The following is a 14,126-nucleotide window of genomic DNA, read 5'->3' as shown; positions in this document are numbered from 1 at the left end:
CCATGTGAAAGTAGGTCATCGCCAAGCGCCTAATATCTCTCATAAGAGAGTCGATAAAGCCCTGACTTAACAGTCAGGGCTTTTTTCGTTTGGGGCAAAAGAATAAATCCTAACGCTGATAACTTGAGTCATTAGCTGCAACATATCAGCGTGAGCGGTGAGTGTGGACGAATGCCCATGTGAAAGTAGATCATCGCCAAGCGCCTAATATCTCTCGTAAGAGAGTCGATAAAGCCCTGACTTAACAGTCAGGGCTTTTTTCGTATTGGGGGGAAAAACAACAATACCTAATGCTGTTAATTTGAGTTATTAGCTGCAACATATCAGCGTGAGCGGTGAGTGTGGACGAATCCCCATGTAAAAGTAGGGGGGTAATGTCTGTGGTTATAAAGCAACACTTTATACAAACATGAAACGCGAAATACTTATCCGCAGCTAAATAGCGCCAAGCGCTTAATCTGGATTAAGAAGGCTATTGTTGTTCGCTTTTAGGATAATAGTGAACATGAGTTAGTGGCTGATATCTATTATGATTTTTTTGCTATAAACAATTGTTAGTGGTGTCTGTGAATTACATAGCTAGAGCAGCTAAAGGATAGTGGTTTCACTGTTGTTTAGAATAATTGATTAAAGCACTCATTAACATAGTGCTTTATATACTTTCTAATAGCGATGGAACTGTTGCTGTTACGCGAGTAACCTCTTAAGGATGGGGATATTGGCTTCAGGGAAATCAAAACTAGTTAGATTGGTTTTATTAACCCATTCAATTTTTTGGCCTTCAACACCACTGGCAGTGCCTGTAAAGTCTTTCACTAGGTGGATCTGAAGAAGCACTTGCTTATCTGGGTAATCATGTGAAATGACCATAAAAGGCTCAGTTGTATTAACTGTTAGGTTTACTTCTTCTTTTAGCTCTCTAATTAATGCTTGTGAGACCGTTTCATTTACTTCGACCTTACCACCTGGGAATTCCCACTTATCACCTTGGTGCAGGTGTGCGTGCCTCTTAGCTAATAAAACTTGTTGTTGGTCATTGATGATTATGCCGACGGCAACATTGACTCTTTTCATTAGAATGCTCGCTTGAGTGGAGGAGGTGATTAGTGTTTAAAGAAGTCGCCTTCGTCAAAACCTTCAGAATCTAACATTTCATGGTCAAACTCTGGCTTAACGGGAATAGCATGTTTTTCGCTGGCCCAATCGCCGAGGTCGATTAATTTGCAACGTTCACTGCAAAATGGTTTGAATTTAGATTCTTGACTCCACTCTACTTGAGTCTGGCAGATTGGGCATTTAACTGAAATAGACATAAGATTCCTCGCTGTAAAATTCTTGGTGATATTAAAGAATTTAGTTGCAAGTAGCCAGTTTGAATTTTACTTTTTTGTCAGTATGTTTTTGGTTGTCAAAATTGACAAAATGAATGGCATAGCGATTTTTGTGACCACTAATTGTGGGGTAACAACCTTCTTTGCTTTTGATTTTTACTCGAACAAGTGTCAGAGGGTGTGGACTGTTTCCTTGCAAGAAACCTTCTTCAGCTTCAGCGCTTCTAAATTCTGCAGTACTTCTCGTTAAATCGAGGAGTATTTTAATGGGTTCTAAAATTGGCAGGTAATGGGCTATCCATGTTTTTAAATCTTGCTGTCTTTCATCCCATGGTTTTGATAACCAGAAATGCAGTTGCGGTAAGTCGAAATTACAACAAGCACCTGGCATACCAAATCGTTGTTTTAGTGCGGCAATAAATCTGTCTTGCTTTAAATGGCAACCTATTCTTTCGTTGGTTTGTAGCGGTGCTTTTGCTTGAATCAGCTGATCAATAATACGTTGGATTTGAATTTTATTAACATGAGGTAAAGCATGCCACTTTTCTAACAAGATAAGTTGTTTGTCGATATCTTTTAAGATGTCAGAACGATAGTCACAGCGATCTGTAAGTTCTGATAATGAAAACAATGGATAAAAACAATGATGCTGATGATCTGATTTTGTGTGTAGCTCGAGCTGTTCAGCTAAATACTCAAGGCGTAAGTAGCTTCTAGTTTTTTCGTTTAATGGTTGCTCATAAATCAGGTCATCATTCATTATTATTATCTTGAGATGCTTTATCTAAATATTGCTGATGTAATAACTGAACAGTGTGACGAAGTGCTTCAGGTGTCTGGGTATTATCAATGATAGCGTCAGCTTTTTGTAATCTTTGCTCTCTATCTATCTGACTATTAATTATTTGTTCAACTTGGGTTGAATCAACACCATCTCGCTTAGCTGTTCTTGCTATTTGTTGGTGTGGTGGAATATCCACCACTAAAGTTGTATTGACTAACCTATCTAACCCATTCTCAAATAGCAAGGGTACAACCATAATTACATATATTGATTTAGCATCTGCTACTGCTTGAAGCATTTGCTGGCGTATCATTGGATGTAACAGATTATTGAGCCACAATCTCTGTTCGGGCTGATTGAATACCTTTTCACGCAGCGCAGGGCGATTAAGTTCGCCAGTGTCGAGTAATACACTGGCGCCAAAATGCTGCTGTATTTGTTGTAAGCCTGCTGAGCCTTTGGCGACCACTTGCCGGGCAATGATATCGGCATCAACGAGTTCGATGTCTAAATCTGCAAATAAGTTTGCCACGGTGGTTTTACCTGAGCCAATACCACCTGTTAGGCCAACAATGAAGTTACTCATAAATTTCTCACACACAGGAGTTAATAACTGGTTATAGAGTGCTTAGATACCAGTTTATGATGTCTTGTCCCCAGATTAACGCTACCCAGCCAGCAATGGCAATATAAGGCCCAAATGGAATTGGATTGCCTTTGGCTAACTTTTTAAAAATGATTAGGGTGATACCCACAATAGCACCGACTAATGATGATAGTAAGATGATAAGGGGTAAATACTGCCAGCCAAGCCAAGCGCCAAATACGGCTAATAATTTGAAGTCACCATATCCCATGCCTTCTTTGCCTGTTGCCAGCTTAAATAACCAAAAAACTGACCACAAACTTAAATAACCTGCCGCAGCGCCAATAATGGCATCGGTAGGGCTGGTAAATACGCCATTGAGGTTAATGATTAAGCCTAACCACAAAATGGGTAGTGTAAGTTGATCTGGTAGCAACATTTCATCTAAGTCGATACCTGTAAGGGCAACTAGCACAAAGGTTAATATGGAGGCGAATAAAAACTGCCATGTTGGACCAAAATGCCAAGCTAAGGTGGCAATTAGGGCTCCGGTAATAAATTCAATGATAGGGTAGCGGGGGCTAATTGCCGTGTTACAACTGGCGCACTTGCCTTTAAGTAGCAACCAACCTAAAACCGGCAAATTATGCCAAGCCTTAATGTTGGTATTACATTTGGGACAGGCTGAATTTGGCACCACTAAATTGTATTTTTTAGGGAAGTGGTCAATGGGTTTAGTTAATCTTGTTTCACCGACTTCTTTGACGATGTCAGGGTGATATTCAGATAAGTAATAATTACACTCAGTTTGCCATTCGCGCTTCATCATCACCGGAAAGCGATGGATAACAACATTTAAAAAGCTGCCAATAGTGGCCGCAAAAATAAAGCTAATCAGCATAAACAGCCAAGGATATTGGCTCATGCTAGTGGTAAAGGTATCGATAAATTCGGTCATTTTATTCTTATTTTAATTTAACTTAAGGTGACTTGTGACGCTAGCCAACAATATTACCCATTTGAAAGATAGGAAGATACATACCAATAATTAGTCCGCCGACGAGAGTGCCAATTACTACCATCATAATGGGTTCAATAAGACTTGATAAACCATCAACAGCATCATCAACTTGCATTTCATAAATATTGGCGACTTTATTGAGCATATCATCCAACCCACCAGATTCTTCACCAATCATCACCATTTGAATCAGCATGTCAGGGAACAAACCTGTGGTGCGCATAGCCACATTCATTTGCATGCCCGCCATCACTTCTTGGCGTACTTTTAATAAAGCTTTTTTATAAACCGCGTTACCAGAGGCGCCAGCTGCAGACTCTAAACCATCAATAAGGGGCACTCCTGCAGAAAAAGTGGTGGCTAAGGTGCGGGCAAAGCGAGACATCGCTGCTTTATGTAAAATTTCACCAATCACTGGAATTTTTAATGTTGTTTCATCTACTTTATCTCTGAGAGCTTGTGATTTTCGATGTGTTCGAATAAATAACCAAGTTCCGACAATTAATCCTATTACAAAAAAATACCAGTAGGCTTGAAGCCAGCGTGAAATACCTACAATCATTTGTGTAAATGCAGGGAGTTCTGCACCAAAACCTTTAAAGATTTCTTCAAATTGAGGCACTACGAATAATAACAACATCGAAGTTACTACTACTGCTACGATTACTACAGCTGCAGGATAAAACATGGCTTTTTTTATTTTAGATTTTAATTGTTCAGCTTTTTCTCGGTAGATCGCAATTCTGTCAAATACGGCATCTAGTGATCCTGAGTGTTCACCTGCCGCGACTAAATCCACATAAAGATCATCAAAATAGAGTCTATGGGGTCTTAAGGCATCAGATAGTGGGATACCTGATTGGACATCAGTGACAATGGTGCCGAGTAACTCACGTACTTTAGCTTTTTCATGGCCACGACCGAGTAGCTCAAAGGTAGTCACCAATGGCACACCGGCTGCTAGCATTGTTGCAACCTGTCGCGTAATCATTGCAATGTCCATTGCAGTAATTTTTTTCTCAGATTTAAACAAAGAGACTGACTTTTTTCTCACTCCCTTAGGCGTGACGCCTTGGGCTTTTAAAACACTGCGAATTTCAGCAATACTACTGCCACGTAATTCACCTGAAGTACGTTGACCATCACGATTGACACCTTTCCATTCAAAAGTGAACACCTTAGGTTGGTGCTTGATATCTTTTTTGCTCTTTTGCTTTCTTCTTAGGGTTGCAGTTGCCATCAAGTAAATCCTTTTTGTTTTTATTTGACAATTCTGTTGTTAAGCAATTTTTTATAAAACTGCTTGGTTGCTTTAGTTAAAACTGGTGACACGATTCACTTCGGCAATGCTAGTAATGCCTTGGGTGACTTTAAGTAAGCCTGAGAGTCTTAAATCACGCATACCATTGGCCTTGGCCTGTTTGGCTATTTGCAGTGAGTTACCGCCTTCCATAATGGTTCTGGCAATTTCATCGGTCATTTTCATCACTTCATATATACCCACCCGGCCTTTATAACCGCCAGAGCAATGCTCACAGCCGACAGGTTTATAAACCGTAAAGTTAGAACTTATATTTTCGTCAGTAAAGCCTAGGCGTTTTAATTCTGCCTCGGGCACATCTTCAGGTGCTTTGCACTCTGGGCATAGGCGTCTGGCAAGGCGCTGAGCAATAATTAGGTTCACCGAACTGGCAATGTTGTAACCGGGCACGCCCATGTTAATCAGACGAGTCAAGGTTTCAGCGGCAGAGTTAGTATGCAGAGTCGATAATACTAAGTGACCGGTTTGGGCGGCTTTAATGGCAATTTCGGCGGTTTCTAAATCACGGATTTCACCCACCATGACCACATCAGGGTCTTGACGTAAAAATGAGCGTAATGCAGATGCGAAGGTTAAGCCGGCTTTTAGATTAATGTGAACCTGATTAACGCCTTCTAAGTTAATCTCTACCGGATCTTCAGCGGTGGAGATATTACGTTCTTCAGTATTGAGGATATTAAGGCCAGTATATAGGGATACGGTTTTACCAGAACCCGTTGGGCCTGTTACTAATATCATTCCCTGAGGTTTGGCGAGCATTTGCTCATAAAGCTCACGTTGGTCATCGTCATAACCGAGCTTTTCAATGCCTAATTGCGCTGAAGATGAGTCCAAAATACGCATTACAATTTTTTCGCCCCAAATAGTGGGCAAGGTGCTGACACGAAAATCGATTGATTTGGTGCGTGACAGTTTCATTTTTATGCGGCCATCTTGGGGCACGCGGCGCTCGGCAATATCAAGCTTTGACATCACCTTTAAGCGAGCGGATAGCCTGTTAGAAAGATTAACCGGTGGTTCAGATACTTCGTGCAAAATACCGTCGATGCGAAAACGAATGCGATAGCGCTTTTCATAGGGCTCAAAATGTAAATCAGAGGCGCCTTTACGAATAGCGTCAGTAAGGATTTTATTAATATAAATGACAATAGGCGCATCGTCGCTGCTTTCAGCTTCTTTTTCTTGATGCTGTTTATCGGTATCAGTTATTTCAATGCCAGCTAGTGCTTGCTCATCCATGCCGTCTAAGCTTAAGCCAGATATATCATCTTCTAGAATCTTTTCAACTGCGATTGTTAATTTATCGTCTTCAACGATAATGGCTTCGGCATGTAAGCCTAGGCTGAATTGAAAGTCTTCTAGGGCGGCAATGTTAGTTGGATCAGAAGTGGCGATATATATGCGATTACTGCGCTTAAATAATGGCAGGCAGCAGTGATTGGCGATGAGCTTTTTATTGATTATGTCTTCGGGGATATTGGCTAAATCAAACTCAGCTAAATCTAATAGTGGCGAGCCATACTCTTCATAACACAATTCAGCAATTGCTCTGGCGGATATGACTTTTGAATCAACTAAGGTTGTTACCAATGAATGCTTAGATTTACGAGACTGACCAATCGCAGAAGAAATCTGTTCTTCAGATAATAAACCCTTACGGATGAATAGTGTTGATAAACCAAGATGTAAGCCGTTAGAAGGCATGGAGACTCCAATGAAAACCAAGTGTTAAATAGTAACTTCTTTTTAATATTTTGTCATAATTACTAGCTTAAAATATATCAATTTTAGCAATAAATATATATGTGTCTGAGGGAGGCCAATCCATGCTCGGATAGTTAGAGAGGGACACTGTTAAGATTTACTTTAATGAGTGTTTATTATTGCTTTTAACTGTATTCAATATTTTGATTCTATCATTGGCTTTAGAGTATTTATATCATGGTGAGTTTCGACCGTGACTGTGCAATGAACTGAGATAGATTTAGTCACAATATTAATGTAGTTTCATCAGGGGGAATTCATATGAATGGTTAGTGGTAGACATAATGTGCGGCTAAGAAATAGGTTGAAATAATGTTTAAACTTTTAAAGGTATATTCTAAATCGGTGCTGATAGCTTTTGCTAGTATTTTTATGTTGGGTACCATTTTTGCAAACAAATTTTCCCAAGTCATAGGCATTGAGAGTGTATACGATACCAAACGTTTACTGTTAATTACTTCTGTTAGCTTTTTTTCTCTAGGGTTGTGTTTTTATAATAAATTCGAATTTATTAAAATTTCCACAATTACAAAGGCTTTTGTTGTTACTTTCTTTCTATCATCTTTTTATTCAGCTTTTCTCAGTAAATATCCATTTTGGAGTATGGTTGAGATTGCCAATATAGGTTTGTTAATTAACGCCTTTGTATTGTTTACTGTCATCATTAAAACCTTTCGCAAAGATAGATTTATTGTTGCAGTTTTTATTTGTGCATTGTTATTTTCTATATTTACTTTTGTCAAATATATCCTTTTTTTGATTTTTTCTTACACAGATGCACAAAACTTCAATATTCACGGATTAGTTTCTGGTTATGTTAATGTTCGTTTTTTTAATCAGTTACAAGTTATGGTCATACCTTTGCTTTTCTTTCCATTTTTTAATCAACACCTTCGCAATTTCAGAGCTGTAGCTTTAGGTGTAATGTCATTGCATTGGGCAGTGCTTCTGCAAACTGAAGCCCGTGGTGGGATAATATCCTTATTACTTTCTTCGTGTATTATCTTATATTTCTTACCGAAAAATTACCGAAAGCAGATGTTTTTCAACTTATTGAAAACCGTTTCAATCGGCATCTGCTTGTGGCTAGTATTCATCATTATTATTCCTTATTGGTTGATGGACTCCGTAACGTTTCAAATTAGAACTAGTAGTTCTGGTCGTCTGGATTTGTGGCTTTATATCCTTGATGTTATCACTGATCGGATTTGGTTTGGTTTTGGCCCGATGAGCTTTGCTTGGGCTGAAGGGCGGCCATTAGCTAATACACATCCACATAATCTAGTAATGCAATTACTTTATGAGTATGGTTTTTTAATCTGTGTAGTTTGTCTTTCATGGGTTATAAACAGGGGTTATAAGCAGTTAAAGTTTTCGTGTCAGCTGCAGAGTCTCTCATTTTTACCTGTGAGTTATGGGGTTATAGCTGGTCTTATCTACTCATTAGTTAGTGGTGTAGCAGTTATGCCGTTCGCACAATTAATGCTGGTTTTTTTGGTAGCAATACAGGTTCAACAAGGAAAGCGCAGCTTTTTCCTTGTTGATAAGTTTTTCCGTATTGGATTGTTTATCTCGATATTGCTAACGGCTTGGTTTCTTCTCTATACATATAAACATGAACAACTGCTCCCAGTCTTATATCCTAGAATATGGATTAACGGATTAATCGATTACTAAACAGATAAATGGACATAGTTATCGTTTTGATTCTGTTAGAATCAGAATTAGCATGACCTTAGGGGCTGACGAATCAATGATCATTTTGTTCTATAGCGATAGAACAAGAAAGGTATTTTCAATTTATGGGTACAATCAGAAATAGATCGGAATTTAAATGGTGTGTTACCAATGTGGATATAGACTATTTTTTTCAGTTGAGAATTCGATATGGGCAAACATACTGTCATTACTACTGAATATGTTTTTACAAAAGTTAATTAAGGTACTTACACATAGGATATAAAGGCGAGTAATTGAACCTGCGGGCTGTAAGAGTATATTAATTGAAGAACCAAATAAAAACGCCCTGAAACAGGGCGTTTTTGATCCATTGATTAAACTAATTAAGTGGTCGGTCCACACGTAGCATTAGTCATATCACAGTAAACAGGTGTTGTATCTTGATCTTTCGCTGCAAATGTTAAAGTACCAGTTAATGTAGCTATTGTTGTCGGTACTGTACCTGTTGGAGCACCACCACAAGATGAAGCTGTGTAAGTCGGTTGAACTGTCTCACCAATAATAGCGGCATGTAGAGCCTTTGAAAATGATGCAGCTTCGCCTGTACAGGCATTGATTTTACTTTTGTTAATGTAATCAGTATAAGCAGGCAATGCGATTGCTGCAAGAATACCGATAATCGCAACTACGATCATTAATTCAATAAGAGTAAAACCCTTAGCGTTTTTGATTTGGTTAATGCTTTTCATTTTTTATCTCTCTCTTATGATGCTTAAGTGTTGCGTCGGGTTTGTTGTCATCCTTGAATCTCATAACAGTTAAAGGCCCTTAATTGTTATGAGTGGTGTCCTAGTCACCACAACCTGTCGGCATTAATTTACTAGTGTTGTTTGCATTACAGTCTACTGGGCAGAACTTACGGTTTAACTAGCTTGGCCCAATTGACTGTGATAACTGTTAAAAACTACAAAGGGTTTTAAATGAATGATTTCATCAAGAACAATCAAGCCGTTCTTGTAAAACGGATCAGTAAAACCAATATGTCCAACTAAATACCTCGAAAGCAGAATAGGCTAGTCATTAACAAATTGCTATCTAATCTGTAACCAGGGTCAACAAAGTGCTGCAAGGTCAGTTTGTTAACAAAATGTTTGATTTATCATTGTTCTTTTAAAAATCATTTTTCGCTCACTCAATGTTACATTTGTAACATGTTGAAAAGCTGATTATTAAAAGTTAAATCTGATACTTCATTCATCCAAGCTAAACGTTAGTATAAAGTTGCTGGAAATGGAATAGCTTGTGGCGAGTTTTTTAACTAAAAAGATAAAAAGGTTGTTTTAAGCTGCTGTTTGTAATGATTTTGCAGCACATTATTGACACTTTTAGTCGATTATTTAGCCAATTTGACTTTGGTTGTTGTTTGTCAAAAAAATGACACCATAGAAAATGTAAGGTTATAGCGCTTGATTTATGTAGGTATTTAAGCCCTGGTGGTAAGGTTATTTGAGCTTTTAAGGGAGGTTATTTAAGCCCTTAGGGGGAGATAGTTGTCAAAGGTCAAAAGGTCAAAAGGTCAAAAGGTCAAAAGTGGGCACCAGTTTAATCTTTGTGGCTATTGATTCAAGCTACAGGGCTTATAGTAAGGCTACAATTGTTGTAAGGCTGCCATTGCGCTGTCTATTTAGTCAGCCTTATTTAGCTAAGCTTTTAGATCGAGCAAAAAAACCAGCTATAAATAGCTGGTTTTGATTGTTATTAGCGATTACTGACTTATCTTGCTATTTAACTGGGCTAATGATTTATCAAGCTCAGCTTAACATTAGTTTTTAAAGCGTAAGGATAAATCCAAGGCTTTAACGTGCTTAGTGAGTGCGCCAACTGAGATGTAGTCAACACCGGTTCTGGCAAAGTCTGCAATGGTGTCGATGGTGACATTACCGGATACTTCCAGCTTTGCGCCTTTACCTTGATCTAAATAGCTGGAATTAAGCGCTACTGCTTCTACCATCATGGTGACATCAAAATTATCGAGCATGATGATGTCAGAACCTGCTTCTAACGCTTGGGTTAGCTCGGCGATTGATTCTACTTCCACTTCAACTGGTTTGTCAGCGGCTACTTGTCGGGCTGTTTTTATTGCAAGTTCGATATTGCCGCAGGCCATAATGTGGTTTTCTTTAATTAAGAAGGCATCAAACAAACCAATACGATGGTTTTTACCGCCACCACAAGCGACGGCATATTTTTGCGCGGTGCGCAGACCGGGAATGGTTTTGCGGGTATCGAGCAGTTTAGTGTGGGTATCAGCTAACTTGTTAACATAAAGCTTAGTGAGACTGGCAACACCAGATAGGGTTTGGATGAAGTTCATCGCGGTGCGTTCACCGGTTAAGATGGCTCTTGCTGGGCCTGATAATTCACATAACACCTGGTTGGGAACCAATAAGTCGCCATCATCCACATGCCAATGCAAGGCTACATCACCGCCGAGCTGATTAAATACTTGTTCTGCCCATGCTTTTCCGCAAAAAACGCCTTCTTCACGGGTGATTAACACCGCTTCAGCATGTTTATCTGCTGGAATAAGTTGCGCGGTTATATCGGCATTAAGCATATCTTGCGGGGTTTGGGCTGGCGTATGGCCTAGGTCTTCATCAAGTGCAGCTTTAACGGCATGACGGATGTCATTTTCAATCATGTGAATGTCCTTGAAATTACAACTAAATTGAGTTGCTTGGGCCAACTCAATGTTTAAAAAATGAGAAACAATATGCCTATTACTTTATCACAGTTGTTAATTTAAAATATAGCAGTCAAACTGTTACTGTGTTGGCTGCTAGGGCAATATTATTTTAAGGTTTTACAGCGACGAACCTTGGTGCTTTTTTATCTTTTATCGTAGGTATTTGTTGCTTGCTTTTTGGGCACTGATAATGGTGACTTACTGATGGTTCGTTGAAATGCAAACTGCAGCCACGCAGGCATGGTTAATTCATTACTTGAGATTTTATTATTAATTATGGATACACAATTGAAATCAGGCTGGCATCAAGGTGCACGGCTATGCCCATCACCGCATTTTAACCCGCGCCCTAATAATGAGGTTAGCGGCTTAGTTATTCATAATATTAGTTTGCCTGCAGGTTGTTATGGCTTGCCGCACATTGATGGTTTATTTCAGGGCTGTTTAGCGGTGGATGCAGATCCAAGTTTTGCTGATATTGCCGGGCTTGAAGTGTCGGCACACTTTTTAATTCGCCGCGATGGTGAGTTAGTGCAGTATGTTAGCTGTGATGACCGAGCGTGGCATGCTGGGGTTTCGTGTTTTAATGGCCGAGAAGGTTGTAATGATTTTACCATTGGCATTGAAATGGAAGGCACAGATAGCGACCCTTATACCGATGCGCAATATCGCGAATTAGTGCAATTAACCTTGGTGTTGTTTGCGCAATATCCTATGCTTAATCAAGCAAATATCGTCGGACATTGTGATATTGCTCCTGGACGCAAAACCGATCCAGGTGATAGTTTTGATTGGCAAAGATATTTAACTGCATTAACGGCTAAGTCATGATGTTAGTGTTACTTTAACCCAATATTTTTTAGATTGTTTGCAGAGGTCCCATGGCACTATTTTCATTGTTAATTGCAATTATGGTTGAGCGCTTAAAGCTGTTACCCGCACATTGGCAATTTGATGATTTACTTTCTAAATACCAGCAATTATTTTGGAAAGATAAAGCATTAGATTCTGCTGGCTGGGTTGCCTTTGTGGTGCTACTGCCAGCAATGACACTGTTTTTGGTGCTGCTGTTACTAGATGGTGTTTTTTTCGATGTGATCACCTTATTGATCTGGATGCTGGTTTCGATTGTGTGCTTTAGCCACCAAAGTTTACGGGCGGCATTTAAAAAATATATGCTGGCGGCTTGTCGCGGCGATGTTCAAGCCTGTTATCACCATGCAGAAAAGCTCGATTGCAGTGAATGTTTAGATGCGGTTGATGAAAAAGACTTAGGTCAGCAGATTGGTAAAACCGTGGCTTGGGTTAATTATCGCTATTATGGCGCGGTGGCATTATATCTGATTTGTTTTGGCCCTGTTGGCGCAGTGCTTTATTGTTCGGTGCGTTTTTATCAGCAATACAATCAGCAGCAGCAATTGGATATGCCATTTATTGATCAATTATTATTTTTATTCGATTGGTTACCGAGCCGAGTATTTAGCTTTGGGTTTGTATTAAGTGGTCACTTTGCTGCAGGTATTTCACAGTGGCGGAAGCAGGTTTTTAACCCTAATAATAGCGCCAAAAATATTGTTACCTATACCGCTTTAGCCGCTGAAGTGATGCCTGAGCAAAGCGATGCCCCTGTTTGCGCACAGCCCACATTGGCACTGCTTGCATTGAGCAAAAGAAACTTTATTTTACTGGTTACGGTATTATCGGTGCTGACTATATTTGGTTTGGTTAGCTAATAAGTTTTAATTGCGGTGATGGGCGGCCTGAGCCGCCGAAATAATGATCATAAGTTAAAACAGTGTTTTTATAAATTGTGCTGTGTAAAACGGATTTTTATAGCTACAATCTAAGCTTAAAATGAGTTTGTTATAGCGATAATAAGGCAATCAATGCTTTAGCGCGATAACACCGAGATGGTCAAACCTCTTAGACGTTTTTTTTCGTTATGCTCTTGCTCAAAGTGCGTAGCGATGTTTGAAACCTTCAATTAACACCCATTCAACGCTCGTCTAACTAGACATCAATTGTTTGATTTGATAAAGTGCGCTATATCATATAAATTGGTAAGACCAATTGACAACGGAGCCGAGCCCCAAATGGCTTATAGCAAAATAACTCAGCCTAAAATTTCAGATGTGATCATGGAGCAATTAGAGCGCATGATCCTCGAAGGAAGTTTACAGCCTGGGCAAAAATTACCGCCTGAGCGCGAGCTTGCTTTGCAATTTGAAGTGTCACGCCCTTCATTACGTGAAGCGATTCAAAAGTTAGAAGCCAAAGGCTTACTAATGCGCCGCCAAGGTGGCGGAACCTACGTTAAAGAACAACTTTGGCAAAGTCTTGCCGATCCTATCGTTGAATTAATGCATAACGACTCAGAAAGTCAGTACGACTTACTGGAGTTTCGTCATGCCACTGAAGGCATGATGGCTTATTTTGCTGCGCTGCGTGGTAATGATGCCGATATGCAAAGCATTAAACGTTCAATTAACGAAGTTGAAGCGGCTGTTGATGTAGAAGCGCAGGCTGATGCCATTGTGCGTTTTTACCGTGCGGTAGCCGAAGCGTCACACAATGTGGCGATGTTACACCTTGTACTCAGTTTAACCCCTGTGCTGCACAAAAACGTGGCACAAAATTTAGAGCTTTTAAGCCGTCGCGAAGAAGCATCTACCATGGCGAATGAACATAGGCGAGCACTGCTTGCTGCCATTATTCGTCGTGATCCTGAAGCGGCACGTGAAGCCTCGAACGAACATTTAAGTTATATCGAGGAAGTCATGTTGTCAGTGAGGGAAGAAGACAGTCGGTTACAGCGTAGCTTGCGCCGCTTAAAAAGTGGTGTTTGATACCGATTTATAATCAAACGCATTATAAATTTACCGAAACACATTAA

General features: G+C 39.6%; 13 protein-coding genes. 4 read left to right on the top strand and 9 right to left on the bottom strand.

Annotation, left to right across the window (positions count from 1 at the left end; translation table 11 throughout):
• Positions 1-687: 687 nt before the first annotated feature.
• The 7 genes from mutT to pilB form a co-directional block, all read right to left on the bottom strand.
• Positions 688-1,074, bottom strand: coding sequence for an 8-oxo-dGTP diphosphatase MutT (mutT, locus tag BCU57_RS14990; RefSeq protein WP_102440042.1), 387 nt, complete (start codon positions 1,072-1,074; stop codon positions 688-690).
• Positions 1,075-1,103: 29 nt separating this feature from the next.
• On the bottom strand, positions 1,104-1,313 hold the full coding sequence (gene yacG, locus BCU57_RS14985; protein ID WP_102440041.1) for a DNA gyrase inhibitor YacG: 210 nt from the start codon (positions 1,311-1,313) through the stop codon (positions 1,104-1,106).
• A gap of 40 nt (positions 1,314-1,353) precedes the next feature.
• On the bottom strand, positions 1,354-2,091 hold the full coding sequence (zapD, locus tag BCU57_RS14980) for a cell division protein ZapD (RefSeq protein WP_102440040.1): 738 nt from the start codon (positions 2,089-2,091) through the stop codon (positions 1,354-1,356).
• Entirely contained in the window at positions 2,084-2,701 is a 618-nt protein-coding gene (gene coaE, locus BCU57_RS14975) for a dephospho-CoA kinase (RefSeq protein ID WP_102440039.1), read from the bottom strand. The genes zapD and coaE overlap by 8 nt, the downstream gene beginning before the upstream one ends.
• A 31-nt stretch (positions 2,702-2,732) precedes the next feature.
• Positions 2,733-3,659: a prepilin peptidase gene (locus tag BCU57_RS14970; protein ID WP_102440038.1), complete on the bottom strand. Its 927-nt coding sequence runs from the start codon at positions 3,657-3,659 to the stop codon at positions 2,733-2,735.
• Between the two features lie 40 nt (positions 3,660-3,699).
• A complete protein-coding gene (locus BCU57_RS14965) occupies positions 3,700-4,962 on the bottom strand; it encodes a type II secretion system F family protein (RefSeq protein ID WP_102440037.1) in 1,263 nt (420 codons plus the stop codon).
• 72 nt (positions 4,963-5,034) lie between these two features.
• The gene (gene pilB / locus BCU57_RS14960; RefSeq protein WP_102440036.1) at positions 5,035-6,747 is read right to left on the bottom strand and encodes a type IV-A pilus assembly ATPase PilB; all 1,713 of its coding nucleotides are present in this window, start codon (positions 6,745-6,747) and stop codon (positions 5,035-5,037) included.
• Between the two features lie 372 nt (positions 6,748-7,119).
• On the opposite strand from pilB, the gene BCU57_RS14955 reads away from it, so the two are divergent.
• Positions 7,120-8,484 (top strand): O-antigen ligase family protein, encoded by a 1,365-nt coding sequence (locus BCU57_RS14955; RefSeq protein WP_102440035.1) that lies wholly within the window; start codon positions 7,120-7,122, stop codon positions 8,482-8,484.
• A 386-nt stretch (positions 8,485-8,870) separates the two neighbouring features.
• Here BCU57_RS14955 and BCU57_RS14950 read toward each other — a convergent pair whose 3' ends face one another.
• Together BCU57_RS14950 and nadC are read right to left on the bottom strand one after the other, a co-directional pair.
• A complete protein-coding gene (locus BCU57_RS14950; RefSeq protein WP_102440034.1) occupies positions 8,871-9,236 on the bottom strand; it encodes a type II secretion system protein in 366 nt (121 codons plus the stop codon).
• A 1,073-nt stretch (positions 9,237-10,309) separates the two neighbouring features.
• The gene (nadC, locus tag BCU57_RS14945; RefSeq protein WP_102440033.1) at positions 10,310-11,188 is read right to left on the bottom strand and encodes a carboxylating nicotinate-nucleotide diphosphorylase; all 879 of its coding nucleotides are present in this window, start codon (positions 11,186-11,188) and stop codon (positions 10,310-10,312) included.
• A gap of 321 nt (positions 11,189-11,509) precedes the next feature.
• Between nadC and ampD the strand changes: the two genes are divergently transcribed.
• The 3 genes from ampD (at position 11,510) to pdhR (ending at position 14,079) form a co-directional block, all read left to right on the top strand.
• Positions 11,510-12,064: a 1,6-anhydro-N-acetylmuramyl-L-alanine amidase AmpD gene (ampD, locus tag BCU57_RS14940; RefSeq protein ID WP_102440050.1), complete on the top strand. Its 555-nt coding sequence runs from the start codon at positions 11,510-11,512 to the stop codon at positions 12,062-12,064.
• Between the two features lie 50 nt (positions 12,065-12,114).
• Entirely contained in the window at positions 12,115-12,966 is an 852-nt protein-coding gene (gene ampE, locus BCU57_RS14935) for a beta-lactamase regulator AmpE (protein ID WP_102440032.1), read from the top strand.
• A gap of 360 nt (positions 12,967-13,326) precedes the next feature.
• Positions 13,327-14,079, top strand: a complete 753-nt coding sequence (gene pdhR, locus BCU57_RS14930) for a pyruvate dehydrogenase complex transcriptional repressor PdhR (protein ID WP_076538482.1) — start codon at positions 13,327-13,329, stop codon at positions 14,077-14,079.
• The last annotated feature ends 47 nt before the right edge of the window (positions 14,080-14,126 follow it).

This window comes from Shewanella sp. 10N.286.48.B5 (assembly GCF_002874355.2).
GTDB lineage: Bacteria > Pseudomonadota > Gammaproteobacteria > Enterobacterales > Shewanellaceae > Shewanella.
This window is presented reverse-complemented; position numbering and strand designations above follow the sequence as displayed.

Excerpts from the sequence above, each read along its gene's own strand:
- mutT (WP_102440042.1), bottom strand. The coding sequence starts at position 1,074 with ATGAAAAGAGTCAATGTTGCCGTCGGCATAATCATCAATGACCAACAA.
- yacG (WP_102440041.1), bottom strand. The coding sequence starts at position 1,313 with ATGTCTATTTCAGTTAAATGCCCAATCTGCCAGACTCAAGTAGAGTGG.
- zapD (WP_102440040.1), bottom strand. The coding sequence starts at position 2,091 with ATGAATGATGACCTGATTTATGAGCAACCATTAAACGAAAAAACTAGA.
- coaE (WP_102440039.1), bottom strand. The coding sequence starts at position 2,701 with ATGAGTAACTTCATTGTTGGCCTAACAGGTGGTATTGGCTCAGGTAAA.
- BCU57_RS14970 (WP_102440038.1), bottom strand. The coding sequence starts at position 3,659 with ATGACCGAATTTATCGATACCTTTACCACTAGCATGAGCCAATATCCT.
- BCU57_RS14965 (WP_102440037.1), bottom strand. The coding sequence starts at position 4,962 with ATGGCAACTGCAACCCTAAGAAGAAAGCAAAAGAGCAAAAAAGATATC.
- pilB (WP_102440036.1), bottom strand. The coding sequence starts at position 6,747 with ATGCCTTCTAACGGCTTACATCTTGGTTTATCAACACTATTCATCCGT.
- BCU57_RS14955 (WP_102440035.1), top strand. The coding sequence starts at position 7,120 with ATGTTTAAACTTTTAAAGGTATATTCTAAATCGGTGCTGATAGCTTTT.
- BCU57_RS14950 (WP_102440034.1), bottom strand. The coding sequence starts at position 9,236 with ATGAAAAGCATTAACCAAATCAAAAACGCTAAGGGTTTTACTCTTATT.
- nadC (WP_102440033.1), bottom strand. The coding sequence starts at position 11,188 with ATGATTGAAAATGACATCCGTCATGCCGTTAAAGCTGCACTTGATGAA.
- ampD (WP_102440050.1), top strand. The coding sequence starts at position 11,510 with ATGGATACACAATTGAAATCAGGCTGGCATCAAGGTGCACGGCTATGC.
- ampE (WP_102440032.1), top strand. The coding sequence starts at position 12,115 with ATGGCACTATTTTCATTGTTAATTGCAATTATGGTTGAGCGCTTAAAG.
- pdhR (WP_076538482.1), top strand. The coding sequence starts at position 13,327 with ATGGCTTATAGCAAAATAACTCAGCCTAAAATTTCAGATGTGATCATG.